Raw genomic sequence first — 20,984 nt, 5'->3', positions numbered from 1 at the left:
CAGCTCACCCTTCTTCTATTGACTGGCGTCGTGTGTTGACTGATGCGCGGTCTGGCTGGAAATCCCGGTCATCTGGCACGCCGTGCGCGCATTACGGCTACGCCCGCACCGCCGATGACGATGGCTGCGGCCGCGCCGCCGAGTGCGATCCAGAGCGTGTTGCTGTCGCTGGACGACTCGGCGCTTGATCCTGCGGCTGAGGTGCCGCCGGTTGAGGTCTTTTGCCCGGCCTGTGACGTGGCTGAAGCGGACGGGGAGGGGGAGGACGACGTTGCCGACTTGGCCAGCAGGTCCCCGCCGTTGTCTTTCGCGAGGGGGTCGACGTTTGCGGGGCCAGCATCGTAGTCGGCGTTCTCAAGGACTATCCGGGGCCTGATGAATCCATAGCCCGCGTACTTGCTCGGGTCGTCCTTCGCCCACGTACGGCCCGCGGTGTCGATCAGGGAGCGGGTGACCTGGTTCACCGTCCAGTCGGGGTGCGCGGACCAGATCAAGGCCGCGGCAGCGGCGGTGAGGGCAGTTGCCGGACTCGTACCCTTGCTGTCGCAGTAGTCGCGGAAGGCAGCGTTGCACCACGCGGGAATTGCAGCACCTGGCGCCGCGAGGTCGACATAGTTTCCGTACGAGGAGAACTTCGAAACCGTCAAAGATTCGTCGGCGGCCGCGACACCGATCACATACGGATAGCCAGCCGGGTAGTCGATGAAGTTGGTCTTCCCGTCATCAGCGTTGTTACCGACAGCGGCGACCAATAGTTTCCCCTTGGAGGCGGCGTAGTTGATAGCCGCTTTGTCCTCCTCGGTGGTCATACCGCCGAAAGACATGCTGATGATCTTTGCATCGGTGTCGGCCGCTGCCCTGAGTGCCTCCGCAGCCTCGGGCGTCTTATCCTTCTCCGCCCCGCTCTTGAGACCCTCCAACTGCACGCGGTACGGGACGATCTTCGCGCCCGGCGCCAGTCCCTTCAAACCCCCGTCCGCTCCCGTACCCGCGATCAACTCTGCCATGGACGTTCCATGCCCGTCATAGTCAACCGTGGCGTGGTAGGCGACCGCCTCGGGAACGTCATCGGCCAGGACCTGCCCCTTGAGCGAAGGGGTGTTCGCGTTCACTCCCGTATCGATGACAGCAACCTTGACGCCCTTCCCCGTGCTGACCTTCCACATCTGCTCGGCATGCATCGTGTCCAGGTACCACTGCTTCGACTGCTCGTCGTACGCGGCGGCGCTCGGGGCAAAGCCGATGCCCGCAGTTGCCAACGCACTGACGACCACACTCACGGCACGTACTCGTCCGACATGACGCGTCAACGCCATTGACCGCCCTCGCTCGCGCTTAGTTGGCAACGGACGGCACATCACGTCGCGACGTGGTGGGCCGATGCGCTTCGTTGTCATTCCGCGGATCACCTCGCCCGTCGCGCACGCATGACGGCTACGCCCGCGCCGCCGATGACGACGACCGCGGCGGCACCGCCGAGTGCAATCCAGAGCGTGTTGCTGTCACTGGACGACTGCGCGTTTGATCCTGCGGCCGAGGTGCCGCCGGTTGAGGTCTTTTGCTCGGGTTGGGAGGTCGCGGATGCGGACGGCGTGGATGCCGTCGATGGCGAACTCGCCGACTTCGCGAGCAGGTCGCCACCGTTTTCCTTCGCAAGCGGATCGACATTCGCTGGACCGGCGTTGTAGTTGGCGTCGCCAAGGACCTCACGAGGACGAACAGCCCCATAGCCCAGATACGAGCTCGGATCGTCCTTGGGCCAATCACGACCAGCGGTGTCGATCAGGGCACGGGTGACCTGGTTCACCGTCCAGCCAGGATGGGCGGACCACACCAGGGCAGCTGCAGCCGAAGCGATAGCAGCTGCCGGGCTCGTACCCTGACGGCCGTCACAATATGAGTGGAATTTGGCGTCACACCACCCGGGAATGGCTTCACCCGGCGCGGTGAGGTCCACGTATCCTCCATACGAGGAAAATTTCGACACTGTACCGGATTTGTCCATTGCCGATACACCGAGAACGTAGGGATAGGCCGCAGGGTACCCGACGTGGCCTTTCGCCTCACCGGCATTTCCGACCGCGGCAATCATCAACTTACCCTTTGAAGCGGCATATTTGATCGCCGCTTCCTCATCAGGATCAACATAGTCCGAACCGAACGACATGTTGATGATCTTTGCATCAGTGTCAGCAGCCGCTCTGATAGCGTCCGCGGGCTCGGGCGTCTTCTTCTTTTCTTCTTCGCTCGTCAATCCCTCAAGCTTGATGCGGTAGGGGACGATTTTGGCTCCTGGAGCCAACCCCTTAACACCACCACCAGCTCCGGTTCCCGCGATCAACTCGGCCATACTCGTGCCGTGGCCCTCATAGTCGTCAGTTGCGTGGTACGCCACCGCCTTGGGGACCTCGTCGACCAAGACCTGCCCCTTCAAGGACGACGTATCAGGGTTCACCCCAGTGTCAATTACAGCAATCTTGACACCTTTACCGGTGCTCACCTTCCACATCTGATCGGCCTTCATGGGATCCAGATACCACTGCTTCGACTGCTCGTCAGAGGCCACGGCGCTTGGCGCGAGACTCACCCCTGCAACAGCCAGGGCGCCGACGACCACACCCATGACACGCACCCGTTGTACGCAACGCGCCTTGAGGAGTGCGAACCCCTCGACTCGTCGGCTGGTCCTCCCTGACTTCATGACGTTGTATGTCCTCGCTCGCGCTCAATTGCCGGTCGGCGGCACATCGCGCCGTGGCTTGGTGGGCATGCATGTCTCTTCATCTTCGACAAGATGGTCGGGACTCGTATCGCCGGAGTCCGCGTTCCTCCTGTCACCCGTTTTCCCGTGGTTGCCGACCCCACGTACCAGGCCAGCACCTCCCCGAGTCATGCCATTGCGCTCGGCTTGAGCAACAGAGTTACGCGCAGCGGACTGGCCGGTGACTGCCTCAGCAGATCGCGCACCACCACGAGAAACGGTCGCGCCCGCGCCCGGCTTGGCCGTGGACTCCGGTGTTCCGATGACACCACGCTGTCCGGGCCGACCGGTGCCATTCCTTGAGTTGCTCGCATCCTCGGCACCGACAACAGTGCCGCGAGGAATCCTCGACCCGCTCTTCCCCGAAGTGTCACCCGTGGCCGTAGGCCTCCCCCCGACCACACCGTTGGCCCGGCCGGCACCAGTGGCCGGTCCTCCATTGGCTCTAGGCGTCGACGTGCCGCCAGGTCGTGGAGTCCCACCTGTGACACCGCGGCCCATGGGGGACGACTTCGCCCCGGAAGCTGTGCCTTTGGCCAACGATCGACCAGTCTCTGCAGTGCGGCCCATCTGGTTCGTGAGCCCTCGCGTTGCGGAGCGCCCTGAACTCGCATTGTTCGAGCCGGACGTACCAGTTCGCCCTTGAGGGGACGCCGGCGAACGGAAACCGCCCGCTCCGCCAGCGCTTCTACCTGAAATGCCATTGGGAATCGAGGCGCCGTAGCCGCCCTCGAACGCACCGTTTGGGCCGCTCCCGACCACAGGTGTGCCCGTGGCCGCCGATGTATGGCCCGTTACGGTTGCGGCCGAGGACGGGGGTGGGAGTGTGCCGACACTGTCGATATGCGTCCGAGCAGGGACATCGGTGGGCGTAGTCACTCCGGTGACGTCGTTCGACGATGCCGACGTGTCGTGTGTGCTGTGCGCGCTGGTGTGGACCGAAGCGGCTGACGTCACATGATGACTGCTGACAGCCGTTTTCCCGGTCGACTCCGTCCCGTTCGAGGTATGGCCTTCAGGCGTGAAATAGCCTGAACCCGATGGCTTGGGTACACCGACATCCGGCATGTCGGTGAACGTCGGAGCCTGCTCCTGCAGGACCTGCAGTTGCTCTTTCGACACCGAGTAATACGACGACAACCGATTCATCTGGTTGATCGCCTCTTGGCGATGGTTCTCCACCTGAACTGCAGCGGTGTAGTCGTGTTTGCTAGTGGTCTTCTCGACTTCGGTGAACGCTGAGGGTCGCTTCGGATTCGCTCGCGTGTCACGTGGCGGCATCGCCCCACGCACGGATGCCAGTCCCACGGCTGCGGCGGTGATCTGGTCGCCCGCCCCTCCGGCGAAGTCACTCAGGCTGTGTGTAGCGACAACGAGCGAACTACCCCAATCCCGGAAGGCGTCGCCCGATTCTCCGACCCAGTGGACGTTGTCGATATGACCACTGAGTTCCTCAGCAGCCGCCTTGATCGCATCGCGCGCGTCCCACAGTGCCTTGCCGGAGGATTCAAGGTCTTCGGGATTGGTCTGCCGAACGAGGTCGAGCATCTCGTTGAGATCGAGATTCAAACCGTCGAAGTCCGTACGATCCCGCACTGCCTGACCAAACGGAGTGGCCTCGACCGCAGTGCGAAGCATGTTGTTGAGGAGACCCCCCTTCGGACGCTCCTCAACTCCTCGCGCAAAGTCCGTGACAGAGTTCTGCGTCGAGATCCGATCCAGATCGCCCTTGTGTTTGTCAGTCATCGTCAGAGCCTCGCACCAGTCTTCGGACCGTCCGCGTCCTTCTTCGGGGCGCGAATCTCCTTGATCTCCGTCTGGATCTCCCAGAACCGCCGACGCTGCTCCTCCTCAAGGTTGTCGAAGCCTCGATGCGCCCCCTGAACCGCGATGCCGATCGCCTCGATCTGCAGATGGAGGGTTTTGGACAGGGAGGTGAGCTGCTGGTGGACGCTGTTGTACTGGCGGTACAGATCGTGCGGTTCAGGGAAGACGCTCTCCTGCCCCTCGCCGAGCGATGTCACATTGATCGTCTGGGCACCGACCCGCGTCGGGTTGCCCGCCGACGACTCAAGGACACTCAGAACCGAGTCCACCCGCTTCATGAAGGTGGTCAGCGCCTCGTTGCTGGCCTCCAGGTTCGCCGCCCTGGTAGCCGACACGTCCCCCACCATGTCTGCCGGAAGCACGACGCTCCTCCCCGTTTCCCCGTACATCCATCGGTCGCAGCTGAACCGAGGACGATGAACCGCTCACCCTACGATCGCAAAGCGAGCCACTCCTGACAACGCGTTTACCACTCTAGTCAGCCTGTACATCGAGGCCAACCGGCCTGTGTGTTAACTCAGTTACGAGGGCGGGTCAGACGCCACGGTCTGCCGGTTTTGTCACTTTACGACTTATCGATCACGCGTCCCCAGTACCGGCGTCCCGGGGGAGGTCCGAGCCCGCACGACCACGTCGGATGCCGTCGGCCGGGCTCCCGTTGCGATCTTCATGGAATTCCCACACGCGACCGGTCACTCCGGATCGCAACGGCTCCCACGCGCCACTCGGGGCGCATCGGTGTCGACAGGGGGTGCCCGGTCGAGTCATGCGCCGACAGCGCCGGGTTTCGGCCACCGCTGTCTTCCGGCGAGCAAGCTCGGCGCGGCCAGGACCCGTCGACCAACCACAGGCTCAGCACCCGCTCGAACCTTCACGATCGACAATCACCGCGCATCGGACGCGACTCCAATTTTCCTCGGCACGGGTTGTTCACTTGACCAACTCATCGTCAAGCAGGAGACAGCATCGCCTGCCGACCGGTACGTCGGAGGCAGCGCACGGGGGAAGGTGACCAACGGTGGGCCGGGACGAATGGGAGCAGCTCAAAGGCGACGCGCCGGCGCGCCGACAGAGCTCCACGCACATGCAACTCAACTCGGTCCCCGCCGATCCCGGCGGCGGCAATCCGCAGGGTGACCTGCGGGTCAGCCAGAGCGACCTCGCCCGTACGAGTTCCATCAAGGCCGGCGACGGCCTCAAGAGCGAGGGCTACGAGATCAGTTCGGCGCTGGACCACATCGCCGAGCACTGGGTGGACCAGGTCCAGTCGCTCCTCGATGCGACGGCCCACATCTCCAACCACCTCGACTACACCAAGGGTGCGCGCACGCGGGCGACGAGGCGTACATCGCGGGCACGCTCAGCAGCATCGCCACGCTCGACAAGGGCTTCGACGAGCGGAAGGGCGGCTGACCCGAGCGACTCTCAAGATGAACTCATAGGTCACCGCACACAGTTGAACGACGCCATCGACCGCTGCACCAAGAAGTACCTGCCCGTGGTGGACACCGGCGGCGGTACCTTCGTCGTCACGTTTTCACCTCGCGGGTGACGGCATCAAAGACGGGAGTGCACCCTGCGCGAGCGCCGCGTCCGACACCTCGCGCCTCGACTCCGCTGCCCCGTCGGTCCCGGACGCGCGAAGAACACCGTGCTCTCCGTGGTCATCGGAACGTACAGACTCAACCGGAATCACGACGCCCGGGCCCCTGAAGACCTGACCCGCGTCGGCTACGGCGCCGCCGTGAGACTCGCCCAGCAGATGAACTGCCTCCGGGAGAGCAAACTCCCCGCACCCTTGGGCGACTTGAAGAAACTCATCTGAGCCGACGGCGTCCTCCCTGAAACTTCACACGCCACCAATCGCCACATTTCGGACCTGACCAGGACTTTACCCGGAACGGATTGCCAGCTTGACCGGAGATCGGAGTCGAGCGCACGGGGGAAGGGTCTGTCCATGGCGTGGGAAGAGTGGGAGCAGCTCAAGGATCAGGCCGCCGATCGGCAGTCGCCTGCCATGCAGTTGAACCACGTCGACGGTGGCGGCGGGACGTACGGACCCTATGTCCTGCCGAAGGAGTACGGCGATCTTCGGGTCGGACAGAAAGACCTGGCGAAGATCGGCAACGCCGCGAACTCCCTCTACAACCAGCTCTGGGACAAGGCCCGCGTCGCCGTACCCAGCAGCGACTCCGCGGCCGGCGACCTCTCGAAGCAGGGGTTCGCACTCGGCGCCGGGCTCCAGCATGTGTCGACCCGCTGGGAGGAGCAGCTCAAGTCCCTGATGGACGCGTGCGCCCAGATCTCCAACCACATGCACACCACGACAAAGCTGCACGCCGGCGACGAGGGCTATATCCAGCGGCAGATGAGCAGCATCGACACACTGGACGCCGGCTTCGACGAACGGGTCGGCGTGCCGGGCGAGAAGAATCCCGTCCATTCCGGAGACAAGGGCAGGAAGGACGAGAAGAAGTAGCGAGCGCCGGGGCGGACAGCGGTCCGGCCACATCGCCGGTCTCGCATTCACTCCCCCTTCTTCGTCTGTTCTGCCGCCCTCTCCAAGGACACATCCCCATGCAACTCGACGCTCTCCGCGACGCGAATTTCACGCTGCTCGACGACGCCGTATCCGACTGGTCGACGCTCGTCGGGCACCTTGAGGAACTCAAGAAGGACGCCGAGGACGACCTTCACCGGGCCGCCAACAAGGCCGACTGGGCCGGTATGAACGCGAAGGTGTCCAAGGAGTTCATCGGGAAGACCGCTGGTGAATTCACCGACGCCCACACGCAGGCCAATTCGATTCACAAGATCCTCAGCGACACCCGGGACGAACTCAAGGCCTACCACGGGCAGTTGGTCGACGCCATTGAAGGCGGCCGGAAGAAGAACCTCACGGTCATCGGCTACGACGGCGGTTTCACGGTCACCACGAATGTTCCCCCCGAGGGCCGTGCCCAGGGGGACAAGGTCAACGCGACCGAGATCACCGCGCTCCGGGATCTGATCCAGGGGATTCCGAACAAGGCGACCGAGAGCGACCAGACGGCCAAGTCTGTCCTCCAAGCCATCGCGGATCAGAGCGAGTTGGGCTTCACGGACGCCAACTACGCCAACCGCGACGATGCCGCGGCGGCCTTGAAGGAAGCCGACGGGCTGGCCGAGCTCGCGAAGAAGAACCCCGACGATCTGACGGTCCAGGACTTCGACCGGCTCAACGCCGGGCTCAAGAGGTACGGCGGGGACGAGCTCTTCGCGGAGCGGTTCGCCACGCGGCTCGGGCCGCAGAAGACCCTGGAATTCTGGACCGGGATCACGGACGCCAACCGGGGGAACTACGAACTGGGGCACGAGCGGCTCGACCAGTTCGACGATCTGCAGCGCAGCTTGAGCATGACGCTGGCGCACGCGTCGCAGAGCGATTCGGCGGCGATGGCCGACTGGAAGCGCACGATGATCGACATCGGTGACAAGCCGCTGCACGGCGACCGTGGCGGCCCCATGGGTTTCCAGGTCATGAGCAACCTGATGCGGGCCGGCGACTACGACGACCGGTTCCTCCAGGACTACGGCACCAAGCTCATGGAGACCGAACGCAAGCTCACCGGCAACAGCGCGCACCGCAACGGGTTCTGGCAGCTCATGGGCGGAGACCCATGGCTGAACCGCATCGGCGACGACAGCGGCTCCGACCCGCTCACCGGTTACCTCAAGGGCCTGTCCAACAGCCCTGACGCGGCTACCTCGTTCTTCAACCAGGAGTACGTCTCGAAGGACAACCCGGACAATCCCTTCGAGCGCGACTCGGACGACGAGAACGACTACAAGGGCAAGGTCACGCTGTCCAACTTCCAGTACCTGTTCGAGGAACGCGACTGGCCCCAGGAGGTGGACCTCCAGGGCGACGACATCCACACCGGCCAGAACAATCTCGCCCTCGCGCTGGAAGCGGCCACCACCGGGCATCCGGCGGGTGAAATGCCCACGGCGGACACTCCGGTCCACAATGCCGAACAGGCAAAGCTGATGGAGCACATCGTCCAGTCGGTCTCCGAGGACCCGTCCCGCCTGAGCAAGAACAACTATATGTCGGACAGCATGGGGCAGATCGCCGCGGAGTACATGCCTGACATCAATCGCCAGTTGCACGCGGGACAGGACCACGAGACGGCGCTCTTCCCCATCACGGGAACCGCGGCCGCATCCGACGAGCGGGATCTGACGAGGTTCCTCTACACGGTCGGCCAGAATCCCGAGGGATACGCCGCCGTGAATCTGGGCCAGCACAGCTATACGACCCAGTTGATGCAGCATCACTTCGAGCATCCGGACGCCTACGTCCAGGATCCGTCATTCAGCCAGAGCGAGAACCTCAAGCAGGGGATCGACGGTGCGGCCCGCACCGCGGGCCAGATCGAGGGCATTCTCGGCGCCGGACGCGCCTATGCGGGCGAGTTGGAGGGTGGCGCCAAGGACGCCGAATACAACGCCGCTCTGGAGAACGCGAGCACGTGGGGCGGAACCGCCATCGGTATCGGCGTCGGCATGGCCACGGAGCCGCTCACTGGTCCTGGGGGCGCCATCGTCGGCGATCTGGCGGGGACGGCCGCCGACGAGATCATCAGCTCCATCACCGAGGGAGCCATGAAGGACAGTTCGGGAGAAGTGATCTACCGCAACGGTGCGAGCTTCCAGGACACCTCCGACTCGACATACAAGTTGGTCGAAGCGGCGGCCAGGAAGGCGGGCGAGAATACCGGTCACCGGTATCCCCTGATCGAGGCGTCCGTCGCGACCTCCGCGGAAGACGGATTCGACTCGGCAGGCCGGAAGGTCCACCAATATCTCGACGGAGAGGGAATCCCTCGGCAACTCGACACGGAAGACTGAAAAGTGAAACTCACTCGTTCAAAGACCCTCCTCGCCTGCGCGGTGTTCGTCTCACTGGCTCTCCTCGGGGGCATCGCCTACGTGGTCAAGCTGCCGCCCTTCGAGGAGAAGGTGGGCGGCATCAAGGCATCGGATGTGTGCGCGACCCTGGGATCCGCGTCCACAAGTGCCGCCGCCCTGAAGCGGGTTCTGCCCGAGAAGTCGTCGTACTCGTTCGACAACAGCCTGACCGACCTCCGCCTCGACGCCACCGACGACACGTACCAGACGGACTGCACCGTGGACGGGGGCGATGAGCAACTCGCCTGGACGGGGGCCGAGTTGCTGGAGTACGACACGACGGAGGCATGGGCCGATGAAGTACTGGGGCAGTACGACTCCGTGTCGTCACTGACACCGTTCACCGCCGGAGACAAGGCACTTGCCTCGTCAAAGGTCGCGGCGGTCTACCTGCCCTGCACATCACACGGTGCCGACCGTCACCTCAGCGTGGTCGTCAACTTGAAGAAAAAGGGCGATGCCGGCGACTCGACTCTGCGCGCCGGACTCATCACCCTTGCCAGGAATGCCGCCCAATACGCCCACAGTAAGGCGAAATGCGTTACACCGGACAAACTCGGCGAGAGTTCATAAAGGATTCCCGAACCAGACCACAACGGCCGCCCGGGAAGAAGATCAGCGGGCGGGCGGCGCGTCCGCCGGGGATGTGGCAATGTCGGCGATCGGGATCGAGCCCACTGACGCGAGCGCGGACGACGGGCAGGTGATCTTCGAAGACCGGCGCCGTCGCCAAAGTGGGGCGCCCGGCTTCCGGGGCGGCGGACAGTTCGCTGTGGGTCACGGCCCGGGCCACCGATGCCTCGGCCGCGTCGGACCTGCGGCGGTTCGTCGGGGAGTACGCAGCCGCCGTTGCGAAAGCCGACGCCTGTGTGGACTGAGGTCCTTGCCTGCCTTGGAAGTTACGGAGTGCTCTGCGTCGAGCGCCGGTGCGCCTTCGCCGAGTGTTCGGCGAAGATCCGTAGCGCCGTTCTCGCATACGCCAGAGCTCGCACCGTCAGGCGCCGCACGTTTCCGGCGCCTGAAGTCGACGACATTCCGGGCAAGCCCATATGAGGCACGCCCGCGATGTCATGGCGGTCGGTGACGAAGCGGGAGTCATCCTCGGCGACTCCCGTGTTCAGCAGGCGGAGACGACGTACGGCGAAGACTCGGAAGAAGAGCAACCCGCAGGCAGAGGACACGGCCGACGCTCAGCAACGGGTTGAAGAAGGGACAGGGAATGCGTCGAATTACAGGGCAGGCCGCACGAATGAACGCGCTCGCCATCACCGTGGCGGCCGTATTCGTCAGCGGTTGCAGCAACAACGCCGACGACAGCGGTACGGCGGGGCAGGACACCGGTACATCGTCAGCGAAGGTGTGCGACGGAACCCTGGACCCGGCCGCCTCGGCCGCGCTGCGCCGGCTGGCCGGTTCGGATCGGTTCGACGAACTCACTGGGACCAATGAGGCAGGCGAACCCAACACCTTCTCCTCGACCAGAGCCGTCAAGCATCTGCACGACGAGTACCTCAGACGGAGCGCGTGCAGACTGTACAAGCCCGGTGACAACAGCGGCCAACCCCTTCTGGAGGTCCGCTTTTCGGCATCGAGCACTCACCCCTCGGCTGTTGCGGCGGAGTCCAGCAGCGACCGGGTCTCATATCCCTTGGGCGTCTACGCACTGGCCGGCAGCAACGGGGCGGATCTCTTCTTCCACTGTCCTACCAAGGCGACCACCAGCGGCGCATCGGTCGGCGATACCGACTACGTAAAAGCAGAAATGTCCGCGATAGCCGACAACCTGCATGGCAACAGCGTGAACAAAGACCGCATGGTGGTGCTGAATTCGATGGCCAGGGCGGTCGCCAAGGCCGCCGGCTGCGCTTCCGTCGCCGCGCTGCCAGCACAGGTACCGGAGGCCAACGGCAGCTGAGTCCGAAGGAACGTCTTAGCCCTGTTCTGCGTACACGCGTTCCGACACCGTCACTGGTGGGTTTTCGAGGTGTACCTGGCTTTCTACCCAAGGGACGGCCACGCAAGTGCGTGTACCGTGGCCGAACTCCATACAAGGACTGACCTGTGCGACGACAACAGACACCCGAACCGCTGCGACGCAGGACGAGCGCACGTACCGTACGGCGTTCAGTGCTGGGTGCCATGGCGCTGGTCTTCGGGGCCTCCGCCTGTGGCGCGGGAGACAAAAGCACTGATGAGACCGACCTGACCGCTTCCCAGGTCTGTGCTTCCGCTTTCGACGCCTCGGCAGCCAAGTCTCTACAACGCATCGGTGACACAAGCAAGTTCACAGAGCTACCCGGTAGCGACGACTCCGGACAGTCGAACAAGTTCTCCTTGGAAAACGCCGCGAGCACGGTCCACAAGGACCAGACACAGCGCAGTCAATGCGTCGTCTTCAAGGCTGGAGACAAGAGCGGCCATCCACTGATCAGTATCGATTTCTCGGCATCCAAGTACGTCCCGAAAACGGAGACTTCAGGGTCGGGTGGGGATTCCGAAAATACCTTCTACCCCATCGGCTCCTATGCCCAGACCGGCGGCACCGGCAGCGCCCTGCTCTACTTCACCTGCCCGACCCAGGATCCCACGAAAGCAAGCAGTACCACTCCTTACATCCGAGCAAGTCTCACGAGTGCGCCGGGGCAGATTCCCACGAAGGCAACCGGCCGAGACTTGATGACCGTACTCAACTCCCTCTCGGGAGCCATGGCGAAGCAGCTCGACTGCGCTTCGCAGGCGGCGCTCCCATCCGAGATTCCGACACAGGCGTCCGGTCTGCCGGCCAATGTGCCCAGCGGTACACAAGGTTGACCTGGGAGTCCCATGGGGCCAACTCACGGCCCCACTCGGCGTCCGCAATAATCTGGAGGCATGGAGACGGTGGTAGGGATTCTGCTGAAGGTGTGCCTCTTCGCTTTCGTGGTGGGGATGTTCGCCCTCGTCATCAGGGCGTTCGTGCGCAGCGGCAAGGAGGACAGGCGGATCAGGCAGGGGTGGGCGGACCTCTCGCGGGTCGCCGCGGAGCGCGGGTGGACGTACGAACAGCGTGCGCGAGGGCGGGCCACCGAGTACTGCGGGGTGGGGCCCATGCCCGGCAGCGGATCGAACCTGAGCGCCTGGCACTACATCACCGGTGAGTTCCGCGGCCGTTCGTTCACGTGCTTCGAGTACCGCTACTCCAATCCCCTGTCGGGCAGCAGCGGTGTCGGGGAGTCCAAGAAGCTGACGATCGAGTCGATTTTCCTGGTCTCTGCGCCCGGTTCCGGACCGTTCCTGCAGATCGGTCGACCGAGCAAACTGGATGCGGTGCTCGGCCGTCGCCCCAGAATGCTGCTCGGGGTACCGGAATTCGACGAAAAATTTCGGGTTGTCACCGATGACGAGGATTTCGCCCGCAGCATCCTGAGCGATCCCATGCCGGCCTTCCTGCTCTCGGACTCCCGCGCCGAGAAGTCCCCGCTTCGGCTGCGCGACGACGAACTGTTCACGTGGCACACGGGCACGCTGTCCCCGCAGGACATCGAAGAGCGGCTGGACTATCTGTGCGATGTGCTCGACCGGATTCCCGCGCAGGTGTGGGCCACCGCCTGACCGGTCCGGTCCTAGGCGGGCGTCTCCCCCGCCGGCTCCACCGTCCTGAGGAATTCCTTGTAGTCGCCGATGAGCTCGTCGAGTTGATTCGGCTTCGCCGTGAGGACGATTTCGATCACGGCGCGCTGCGCCGGATTCCTGACGTCCTCCATTCCTAGGTACACCTGACTCTGACACAGGTCTACGGGCTCCCCCCGCAGGGTGGTGGAGAGGACGAGGTTCTGAACGATTCCGGGAGAGTCCGTCAGGCCCGGAATATCCGGTGTGCCGATCTCGGCCTTCTTGAGGACGCGTACCGTCCCGGCCTGCTCCAGCCTCGGCACCGCCTCGTCGGCGATCTGCGACATGGTGGCGCTGTCGTTGCGCATCTCGCCGGAGATGGTGATGTTCGCGGTGAAGCCGTTGTCGATGGAGGCGGGGTGCAGCGCCACGAAAGCCACGTTCGGAGTTCCCACCTCCTCCGGGGGTGCCGCCTGCCAGCCGTCCGGCAGTGAGAAGGAAATCTTGACCGGCAACGTGGCCGCCATGGTGGATCCCAACCTTCGGTGAACTTCGACATGTCGACTCGGACTTCGACTCGGGCTAGAGCCAGCTGCCGACTGTGCTGTCCCAGGCGTCACCGACGGCGTCGGCACCGTCGCCGAGCGCGTCGCCCAGCTTTCCGGCGTCGACGTTGACGCTGAATCCGACCTTGCCGCCGAGGCCCAGACCCAGGCCGACCTCTCCGCCGATGGTGAACTTGCCGTCCGTTCTGCCCAGATCGGCCTTGGCTTCAGCGCCGGCTCCCGCCCAGGCCTCGCCGTTCACACCGGCGCCCACACCGGCGACGTCCGCGGAGAAGGACCCCGCGGCCTTGGCCCCGGCGAACGCCTCCGCGCCGCCGTGCAGTCCGTCCTTGCCGACCGAGACCTTCGCCGAGGCATCGGCGCCCGCGAAGGCTTTCGCCTCGCCCTGCGCCCCGAGGATGCCGTACTGCGCGCTGCCGGTCGCGGAGGCCTGTCCGAGATACGCGGTCCCCGAAGCCCCGGCCTGGAACTGCCCGTTCGCGACGCTCGCGCCGACGGAGCCGTCCACGCCCAGCAGTGAAACGCCCAGCGCGCCCTTGAGGCCGACCCCGGCCACCTTGCCCTCTTTGGAGGCATCGGCCGACCAGGCACTGGCGTCCCCCGACCACTCGGCGAGTTTGACGCTCCATTCGACCTTCTTGCCGGCGATCGCGTCGGCGTCGTCCTCCGACTCCGTCGGCTTGTCGCGGAAGAACCAGTTGCCTTCCTCGTCCTTGCCCCATGCCTTTTCCCGGTGGCGCGGGTTCTCCTCGGTGCCGAACCACTCCTGCTTCTCCTTGGCCCATGCCTCCGGCGCGATGGCACTCTTGCCGACTCCGTGGTCCTCAGCCCACTTCTTCGCGTCCAGCCCGCTTCTGATCGCCACAAGCCAGTCCGGACTGTCTGAGGCGCTCCCCGCAAGGTCGTTGAGCTTCTTGGCCAGCTTCTCGGCCTCGGGCTTGAGCTGTGTGCGCGCGGCGCTCAGTACATGCTCCGCGCCGTCGTGGTCCCCGGCCTGCCATTTGTCGATCGCGATCGCGGCCTGGCCCTGTGCCCAGTGCAGTGTGGAGGCATACGAGTGAACCGCCTTGGAGGCACCGGACATTGCGTCGCCGGCGAAGTACCAGTTGGTCTTCTCCTTGCCCAAGGTGGGCCAGAAGGCGTCGCTGGCCTTGCCCACCCAGCCTTTGACGCGCAGGTCGCGCAGACCGTCGCCGATTCCCTCGAACTCGGTCGACCATTTGGTGAGCGCGCTCTCCAGGTCACCGAGCTTTCCGGTGTCTCCCGGGACGAGTTCCTTCGGGTCACTCGTCGACCCGAGTGAAGCTGCCATGTCTGCGGATTCCCCGTTCCTGACCCCTGGGCGTGGGTGTCTACTTCAGTGCCGTCCTGACGGAGTTCACCGCGTCGCGGATGGCCTCGTCCGTGTCCTCGTAATCGCCGTTGGCCTTGTTCAGCCCCGCGGCCAAGGTCGCGGCACAGTCGGCGAGGAACTCCGCGCCCGACTCCCACGTGGCGCAGAACGTCACCAATGCCGCGGCGGTGTCGTCGTCCCCGATGGAGGTAGCCAGCCCGGCGGGGTCACTCAGATCCACCTTCTTGACCGGGTCGAGGCACTCCAGGATGTCCGCCCCACCCTTCTTGAGGACCCCTGGACCTACTCCGAGATCGCCGGCCACAGCGGATCACCCCTTTTCCTGCCACACCTGTTCACACACGCAACTCACGCCGAGCGCAAGCACGTTATCACCAAGATCACCCTCGACATCCCGGCCGGTCCCCCAGCGCCCCAATGACCTCCACCAGACATTCACCATCGCGATGCACATGCAACTCGAATCGCGCTCCCGTAATGGAAAAGGCATTGTTTGCACTGTTTGCCCAGGGCTCGTTATACCTTGGGCGCAACGAGAGAGCGTGCCCACGGCGCCCGGTTGGGGAAGCGTCGACGGCCTCGGCTCAGCCCGGACGGCTCCTCCGACGGACCCGACGCAATTGCCAAGTATTCTTCGTGACTTCCCTGCCACGCCCTCACTCCGGAGTCCCCCATGCCCGCAACTCGGTTGTCCGCAGCAGCGTCGATCCTCCCGGCCGTCGCCGTCGGCACACTGCTCGTCGGCTGCTCCGCATCGGTCAGCGTCGGGAAGTCCACGCCGAAACTGTCCGCGGAGAAACTGGCCACCACGGTCTCCGAGAAGCTCGCCGCCACAACGGGCCAACCGAAGCCGGACATCACCTGCCCGGAGGACCTCACCGGCAAGGTCGGGACGACCACCCGGTGCAAGCTCACGGCGAGCGACGGCAGCACCTTGGGCGTCACCGTCACGGTGTCCTCCGTCGACGGGGACGACATCAACTTCGACATCAAGGCCGACGCCACACCGTCCCCTGCCGCGAGCTGATCCAAGCGACCCCGCCAAGTCCCAAGTCGGCGGTCCGCCCGGGCCGAGATCCGCACCTCGGCCTACGTCGGCTCGACGCCAGGTCCCGCCGGGGCCGACCAGGGCATCTCCTTCGAAATTTCACGCGGGGACAATCAAGTCAATACGGATATGACCCGGACTTTGCCCGGACCTGGTTGCTAACTTGACCGCGCGACCGTCCGGAGGCGGCCACGTTCGCCGAGCGGTGGCACCTGCGGCAGAGCACACGGGGAAGGGGTCCACGCATGGCGTGGGAGGAATGGGAGCAGCTCAAGTCCCAGGCGGCTGAGCGGCAGTCGACCCATATGCGTCTCAATCAGTTGGCACCGGACGGCGGAGGCGGGGGCTCCGGGGACCTCGTCGTGCACCAGGACGACCTGGGTGCCGTAGGACATGAGGCGCGCATCCTCTACGACGCCATCCGCTCCGGAGCGGACATCGCCGCCGCAGGCGCCGGCAAGGACGGCGCCGGCTCGACCGCGCAGGCCGCCGGCGCGCTGAAGTCACGCGGCTTCGAGACGGGCAGCGCCCTGGAGACGACCGTCGAGGTGTGGACATCCCAGGTCAAGTCCGTGCTGCAGGCCTGTGCGCACATCTCCGACCACCTCGACTACAGCAAGAAGCGTCACGCCGAGGACGACGCGGAGATCGGGACCGTCCTGCGTGCCAGCGACGGCTCGGCCGTATCGGTGTCGAAACTCAACGAGTACTTCAAGTAGGGGAACCAACTGTGGCTCTCACCTTCACGGACCTCGTCGAGGTCGATCTCGACAAGCTCGGCACCGCCGTATCGGACTGGAAGAAGACCGTCGACAGTCTCAAGACGGCGGCGGAGAACGCCGGCAAGGGCATGCAGGCGAAGTCGGACTCCGCGCAGTGGGCCGGTGTCAACGCGACAGTGACCCGCGGCTTCATCGCGAAGACCGCGAAGGAGGTCTCGGATCTCCACGCCGAGGCCAACAGCATCTACCAGGTGCTCGCCGACGGGCATCCGGAACTCGTCCAGCTCCAGAAGCAGGTCAAGGACGCCGCGGGGAAGGACGCGAGCGCTCTCGGCGTACGCGTCACCGACATCGGGGACGGAAAGGTCATCTGCATCTTCCCCCACGTCCGCGGCGACACCGACGAGCGCACCCAGGAACAGCTCGACGCCAAGCGGGAGTTGGAGAACCGGATCAACGGGCTCCTCTCCCATGCCGCGGAGGTCGACGCGTCGGTCGCCCGGGCGCTTCGCAAGAGCCACGGCGACGACGCCCACAACGCGGGGCACAGCACATACGAGTCCCTGAACGACGCCCAGGCCGAACGCGCCCTTGAACTCGCCCGCAAGGGCGACAAGATGAGCGATGCGGAACTGCAGGAGTTCAACCGGCTGATGCTCTTCAACGGCCGGGAGAAGGACGGTGAGTTCGCGACCGAGTTCTACCAAGGGCTGGGCGGGCCGGAGAAAACCCTTGAGTTCTACGCCGAGATGTCCATCGACGGGACGAGCCCCGACGCGAGCAAGCTCCGGCTGAACGCCATGAAGGACCTTCAGCAGAACATGGGGTTCGCGCTGGCCAACGCCACGGACCCGGACACGCGGCATCATCTGCCCGCGAGCTGGGGAGCCGATTTCCGTCGTCTGGGCACCCAGCAGATCGGCTGGGAGCAAGGGCAGTGGAACAAGCCCTACGGCTATCAGGTCCTCGGCGGCCTGCTGCGCTACGGCAACTACGACCCACGTTTCCTCGACCCGATCGCCGAGCACGTCACCCAACTGCACAAGAAGGACCCGTACTTCTTCCTCAACAACAAGGCCCCGGGCCAGGAGGACGTCTACGGCTTCAATCCCTCGGGCAAGTTGGGGTCGGGCAACGACCCGCTCAACAGCGTGCTGGAGGCACTCGGGCACAGTCCTGAGGCCTCGGAGAAGTTCTTCACCGAGCCGCCGACCGCGTACAACGAGGACGGCACGGTGAAGGCCGGCAGCCCGGGGTTCACTTCGTATCTCGATCTGTTCACGGACGAGAAATTCGACTGGACGGTCGACACCAACGACACGAACATCCTCGCCGACGAGGACAAGACGAAGAACGCGCTGACCTTCGGACCCCAAGCGCTCGGGCACGCACTTGAGTCGGCGACGACCGGGCGGCCGTACGACGACGATTCCGGTGACGCCATCAAGCACACGGAAGCCCGGGCGCATCTGGTCAGTGAGATCGTCGACAAGTTCGGTGAGAATCCGGAACTTCTTCGGCACAACGAGAACGGCGACCTGGACGACCTGGAATCGGGTCCCCTGTACGGAACGCGCGACAGCCTCGGAGACATCACCGCCGAGTACATGGGCGATTTCCAGCGGGCCATGTACAAGGAGGACCCCAACAGCGACCTGTTCCCGACGTTCGGTGCCGCCGCCGGCCTGGACAGCGGTCACGCCGCTCGGTTCCTGAGCGCCGTGGGGGAGGATCCGGATGCCTACGCGGCGATCACGAGCGCGCAGCAGGCGTACACCGCCGAGGTCGTGGACCACGTCGTCAACGGCGGCAGCGACTCGACGGCCTCGCTGGACGGACGCCTGGGCGATGTGGTCGCGCCCGGTTCGGCGATCGCGGGCATCATGAGCGACTCCAGGGCCAACGCGGTCTACGAGTATCACGCCGCGTCGGACGCGGAGTTCAACGAAGCGGCCGCCGACAAGCAGAAATGGGTGAACCGCATTCTGGGCATGGGGATCGAGAAGGTCGGTGAACGCATTCCCATTGCCGGCGCCCCTCTCGAATGGGCCTCCGAGGACATCCAGGAGTCCATCATGAAGAGCATCGAGAAGGACACGGCGAGCGAAGCGGAACAAGAGGCGGGGAAGAAATACACCGCCGGTCGTGAAGCGGCCATCGATTCGGCCCAAGCCGCGCTCGACAACGCGTTGGTGAACAACCAGCACATCAACTCCGCCACGGCCGACGATCTGAGGCGTGCCGTTCGCACGGCCGCAGGTGTCAGCCACTCGGACGGTGCTCAGTGGAACTCGGAGAGTGACGCGAAGTGAGGCACAAGACATACATCCTGCGGGGTGTCTCCACAGTCGTCGCCGGCGTCGCCGCCGTCGCCACGGCCGGCTGCTCGGCGGACAAGCCGAGTCGGGAGTTCACGGTGCCCAAGGCCCTGTGCGGGGTGTCCGTGCCGGTCGACGCGCTGTCCCGGCTTCTGCCCGCCTCCGGCAAAACGCTCAGCACTCAGGCGGAGGGGTCGACCGACGGTGCGCTGCTCTGCACGGTCGACGTCGACGACGTCATGGTGCTGGCATTGAGCAGGGAGCGCATCGTCGCCGGTGACTCGGCGCGGCACATTCTGTACACCCAACTCCGCGTCACACAGCCGAAGTTCACGGAAGGCACCAGCATCGCGTACGTCGACCACGCCGCTGTGTCACTGCTCAAGTGCCGTGGAGCAGGCGTCGAGGAGGAAGACATCAGCACCCTCGTCAACGTCTTGAAGCCCGCACGTCCGAACGAGTCGGCCATGAAGAGCCTGATCACCGACTACACGGCGAGGGTCAAGAAAGAGGGGCCCTGCAAGAAGACCCCCTGAGCGGGTGTCGGGGTCCGACAACCGGGCACCCCCGTCAACTCCCCGCCCCGCCACCCCCCGCGACCCGCCCCCGCCGCCTCCGCGCATCCCGCACCGCCACCGCGCTCCCCCCGAGCCCCGCCACCGCCAGCAGACCGCCCACGACCACATACGTGCCGAGCCGCGTGTTCCGTTCGTCCGCCGTCTCGCCGAAGTGGAGTGGAGTCACCGACGGGGCCTCGGCCTTGGAGACTCCGCCCTCGGGGGCCGGGGACTCCACGGGGTGTTCGGGGTCGACGTCCGTGAGGGCCTTGACCGGGTCGACGACGCCCCAGCCGACCAGGCGGTCGTGGCCGGAGATGGAGCGTTCCGCGGTCTGTTCGATCTGGGCGACGACCTGCTGGGCCGTCCAGTGCGGGTACTTGGCCTTCAACAGGGCTGCCACGCCCGCGACATAGGGCGCCGAGAAGCTCGTACCGTTGTCGGAGCAGTGGCCGCCGCCGGGCACCGTGGAGATCATGTCGACGCCGGGCGCGGCCACGCCGACGAACTCGCCGGACTGGGAGAAGGAGGCGCGTTCGTTGTTGCGGTCGGAGGCCGCGACGGCGAGGACGCCGTCGTAGGAGGCCGGGTAGGTGACCTTGACGTTGCCGCCGAGGCCGTCGTTGCCCGCGGAGGCGACGACCACGACCCGCTGCGCGAGGGCGGCGTCCACTGCCTGCCGGAGGCGGTCGTCGGGGGCCACCGCGTTCGCCGTGTCCTGGGAGATGTTGATGACGTCCGCGCCCTTGGCCACCGCGTCGCGGATCGCCGTCGCGAGGGTGGCGGCCGTGCCGTCGCCCTCCGCGTCGTTCTGCTTGATCGGGATGATCGTCGCGTCGGGGGCCAGGCCCACGAAGCCCGTGCCCTTGGCGGGGCGGGCCGCGATGATGCCGGCCACTCGCGTGCCGTGGCCGACCGTGTCCGTGGTGCCCTGGCTGTTGCCGCGGTCGATCGTCTCGCCCTTGGAGTTCTTGGTGGGCAGCAGGTTCTCGCCCTTGGCCGCGTCGACGGCCGACTTCAGTTGCTTGTTCTTCACGTCGACGCCCGTGTCGATCACGGCCACCTTGACGCCCTTGCCGGTGGACTCCGCCCACAACTCGTCGAGATTGACGCGCTGCAGGGCCCACGGGCGGCCCGTGTAGTCCTTCGACGGGAACGTGCACTGGCCGTCGTCCGCCCACACCGGAGTCACCAGCAACGGTGACATCGACAGGGGGACGGCCACCATCGAGGCCGCCACCGTGACCCTCAACATCCGCGCGATCAGCATCGGTTGAACCCCTCGCC

19 protein-coding genes and 1 pseudogene are annotated in these 20,984 nt (G+C 65.1%); 12 read left to right on the top strand and 8 right to left on the bottom strand.

The features are described from left to right. Positions 1-68 precede the first annotated feature (68 nt). The 4 genes from ACIBJH_RS15570 to ACIBJH_RS15555 form a co-directional block, all read right to left on the bottom strand. Positions 69-1,316, bottom strand: coding sequence for a S8 family serine peptidase (locus tag ACIBJH_RS15570; protein ID WP_399117379.1), 1,248 nt, complete (start codon positions 1,314-1,316; stop codon positions 69-71). Between the two features lie 89 nt (positions 1,317-1,405). Then, positions 1,406-2,632: a S8 family serine peptidase gene (locus ACIBJH_RS15565; protein WP_399117349.1), complete on the bottom strand. Its 1,227-nt coding sequence runs from the start codon at positions 2,630-2,632 to the stop codon at positions 1,406-1,408. A 93-nt stretch (positions 2,633-2,725) separates the two neighbouring features. Further along, positions 2,726-4,507: a hypothetical protein gene (locus ACIBJH_RS15560; RefSeq protein ID WP_399117348.1), complete on the bottom strand. Its 1,782-nt coding sequence runs from the start codon at positions 4,505-4,507 to the stop codon at positions 2,726-2,728. 2 nt (positions 4,508-4,509) lie between these two features. Continuing rightward, a complete protein-coding gene (locus ACIBJH_RS15555; RefSeq protein ID WP_399117347.1) occupies positions 4,510-4,923 on the bottom strand; it encodes a hypothetical protein in 414 nt (137 codons plus the stop codon). Positions 4,924-5,606: 683 nt separating this feature from the next. On the opposite strand from ACIBJH_RS15555, the pseudogene ACIBJH_RS15550 reads away from it, so the two are divergent. The 8 genes and pseudogenes from ACIBJH_RS15550 to ACIBJH_RS15515 all read left to right on the top strand — a co-directional run bounded on the left by ACIBJH_RS15550 (position 5,607) and on the right by ACIBJH_RS15515 (position 13,132). Further along, positions 5,607-6,001: pseudogene (locus ACIBJH_RS15550) on the top strand (hypothetical protein). A gap of 247 nt (positions 6,002-6,248) precedes the next feature. Next, a complete protein-coding gene (locus ACIBJH_RS15545; RefSeq protein ID WP_399117346.1) occupies positions 6,249-6,413 on the top strand; it encodes a hypothetical protein in 165 nt (54 codons plus the stop codon). A gap of 132 nt (positions 6,414-6,545) precedes the next feature. Beyond that, on the top strand, positions 6,546-7,067 hold the full coding sequence (locus tag ACIBJH_RS15540) for a hypothetical protein (protein WP_399117345.1): 522 nt from the start codon (positions 6,546-6,548) through the stop codon (positions 7,065-7,067). A gap of 98 nt (positions 7,068-7,165) precedes the next feature. Next, positions 7,166-9,481 carry a hypothetical protein gene (locus ACIBJH_RS15535; RefSeq protein ID WP_399117344.1) on the top strand — a complete coding sequence of 772 codons (2,316 nt, stop codon included), beginning with the start codon at positions 7,166-7,168 and terminating at the stop codon, positions 9,479-9,481. 3 nt (positions 9,482-9,484) lie between these two features. Beyond that, a complete protein-coding gene (locus tag ACIBJH_RS15530; protein WP_399117343.1) occupies positions 9,485-10,114 on the top strand; it encodes a hypothetical protein in 630 nt (209 codons plus the stop codon). Between the two features lie 676 nt (positions 10,115-10,790). Further along, complete coding sequence (locus tag ACIBJH_RS15525; protein ID WP_399117342.1) at positions 10,791-11,456, top strand: hypothetical protein; 666 nt, start codon at positions 10,791-10,793, stop codon at positions 11,454-11,456. Between the two features lie 224 nt (positions 11,457-11,680). Continuing rightward, the gene (locus ACIBJH_RS15520; RefSeq protein ID WP_399117341.1) at positions 11,681-12,352 is read left to right on the top strand and encodes a hypothetical protein; all 672 of its coding nucleotides are present in this window, start codon (positions 11,681-11,683) and stop codon (positions 12,350-12,352) included. Positions 12,353-12,469: 117 nt separating this feature from the next. Continuing rightward, the gene (locus tag ACIBJH_RS15515) at positions 12,470-13,132 is read left to right on the top strand and encodes a hypothetical protein (protein WP_399117340.1); all 663 of its coding nucleotides are present in this window, start codon (positions 12,470-12,472) and stop codon (positions 13,130-13,132) included. 11 nt (positions 13,133-13,143) lie between these two features. Here ACIBJH_RS15515 and ACIBJH_RS15510 read toward each other — a convergent pair whose 3' ends face one another. From ACIBJH_RS15510 to ACIBJH_RS15500, 3 genes are read right to left on the bottom strand one after another with little or no spacing between them, the layout of a single operon-like run. After that, a complete protein-coding gene (locus tag ACIBJH_RS15510; RefSeq protein ID WP_399117339.1) occupies positions 13,144-13,659 on the bottom strand; it encodes a hypothetical protein in 516 nt (171 codons plus the stop codon). A gap of 55 nt (positions 13,660-13,714) precedes the next feature. After that, entirely contained in the window at positions 13,715-15,010 is a 1,296-nt protein-coding gene (locus tag ACIBJH_RS15505) for a putative T7SS-secreted protein (RefSeq protein WP_399117338.1), read from the bottom strand. A 40-nt stretch (positions 15,011-15,050) separates the two neighbouring features. Continuing rightward, entirely contained in the window at positions 15,051-15,356 is a 306-nt protein-coding gene (locus ACIBJH_RS15500; protein ID WP_399117337.1) for a hypothetical protein, read from the bottom strand. A 369-nt stretch (positions 15,357-15,725) separates the two neighbouring features. On the opposite strand from ACIBJH_RS15500, the gene ACIBJH_RS15495 reads away from it, so the two are divergent. The 4 genes from ACIBJH_RS15495 (at position 15,726) to ACIBJH_RS15480 (ending at position 19,676) form a co-directional block, all read left to right on the top strand. Continuing rightward, on the top strand, positions 15,726-16,079 hold the full coding sequence (locus ACIBJH_RS15495) for a DUF4333 domain-containing protein (protein WP_399117336.1): 354 nt from the start codon (positions 15,726-15,728) through the stop codon (positions 16,077-16,079). Between the two features lie 266 nt (positions 16,080-16,345). Beyond that, positions 16,346-16,819, top strand: coding sequence for a hypothetical protein (locus ACIBJH_RS15490; protein WP_399117335.1), 474 nt, complete (start codon positions 16,346-16,348; stop codon positions 16,817-16,819). Between the two features lie 11 nt (positions 16,820-16,830). After that, positions 16,831-19,134: a hypothetical protein gene (locus ACIBJH_RS15485; protein ID WP_399117334.1), complete on the top strand. Its 2,304-nt coding sequence runs from the start codon at positions 16,831-16,833 to the stop codon at positions 19,132-19,134. Further along, positions 19,131-19,676: a hypothetical protein gene (locus tag ACIBJH_RS15480; protein ID WP_399117333.1), complete on the top strand. Its 546-nt coding sequence runs from the start codon at positions 19,131-19,133 to the stop codon at positions 19,674-19,676. The genes ACIBJH_RS15485 and ACIBJH_RS15480 overlap by 4 nt, the downstream gene beginning before the upstream one ends. Before the next feature lie 34 nt (positions 19,677-19,710). On the opposite strand, the gene mycP is transcribed toward ACIBJH_RS15480, so the two are convergent. Then, positions 19,711-20,967, bottom strand: coding sequence for a type VII secretion-associated serine protease mycosin (gene mycP / locus ACIBJH_RS15475; RefSeq protein ID WP_399117332.1), 1,257 nt, complete (start codon positions 20,965-20,967; stop codon positions 19,711-19,713). Positions 20,968-20,984: the final 17 nt, after the last annotated feature.

This window comes from Streptomyces sp. NPDC050548 (assembly GCF_044457385.1).
Lineage (GTDB): Bacteria > Actinomycetota > Actinomycetes > Streptomycetales > Streptomycetaceae > Streptomyces.
This window is presented reverse-complemented; position numbering and strand designations above follow the sequence as displayed.

Bases quoted from the DNA above. Each gene is read 5' to 3' on its own strand.
- ACIBJH_RS15570 (WP_399117379.1), bottom strand. From the start codon at position 1,316: ATGGCGTTGACGCGTCATGTCGGACGAGTACGTGCCGTGAGTGTGGTC.
- ACIBJH_RS15560 (WP_399117348.1), bottom strand. From the start codon at position 4,507: ATGACTGACAAACACAAGGGCGATCTGGATCGGATCTCGACGCAGAAC.
- ACIBJH_RS15540 (WP_399117345.1), top strand. From the start codon at position 6,546: ATGGCGTGGGAAGAGTGGGAGCAGCTCAAGGATCAGGCCGCCGATCGG.
- ACIBJH_RS15535 (WP_399117344.1), top strand. From the start codon at position 7,166: ATGCAACTCGACGCTCTCCGCGACGCGAATTTCACGCTGCTCGACGAC.
- ACIBJH_RS15525 (WP_399117342.1), top strand. From the start codon at position 10,791: ATGAACGCGCTCGCCATCACCGTGGCGGCCGTATTCGTCAGCGGTTGC.
- ACIBJH_RS15520 (WP_399117341.1), top strand. From the start codon at position 11,681: ATGGCGCTGGTCTTCGGGGCCTCCGCCTGTGGCGCGGGAGACAAAAGC.
- ACIBJH_RS15515 (WP_399117340.1), top strand. From the start codon at position 12,470: ATGTTCGCCCTCGTCATCAGGGCGTTCGTGCGCAGCGGCAAGGAGGAC.
- ACIBJH_RS15510 (WP_399117339.1), bottom strand. From the start codon at position 13,659: ATGGCGGCCACGTTGCCGGTCAAGATTTCCTTCTCACTGCCGGACGGC.
- ACIBJH_RS15505 (WP_399117338.1), bottom strand. From the start codon at position 15,010: ATGGCAGCTTCACTCGGGTCGACGAGTGACCCGAAGGAACTCGTCCCG.
- ACIBJH_RS15495 (WP_399117336.1), top strand. From the start codon at position 15,726: ATGCCCGCAACTCGGTTGTCCGCAGCAGCGTCGATCCTCCCGGCCGTC.
- ACIBJH_RS15490 (WP_399117335.1), top strand. From the start codon at position 16,346: ATGGCGTGGGAGGAATGGGAGCAGCTCAAGTCCCAGGCGGCTGAGCGG.
- mycP (WP_399117332.1), bottom strand. From the start codon at position 20,967: ATGCTGATCGCGCGGATGTTGAGGGTCACGGTGGCGGCCTCGATGGTG.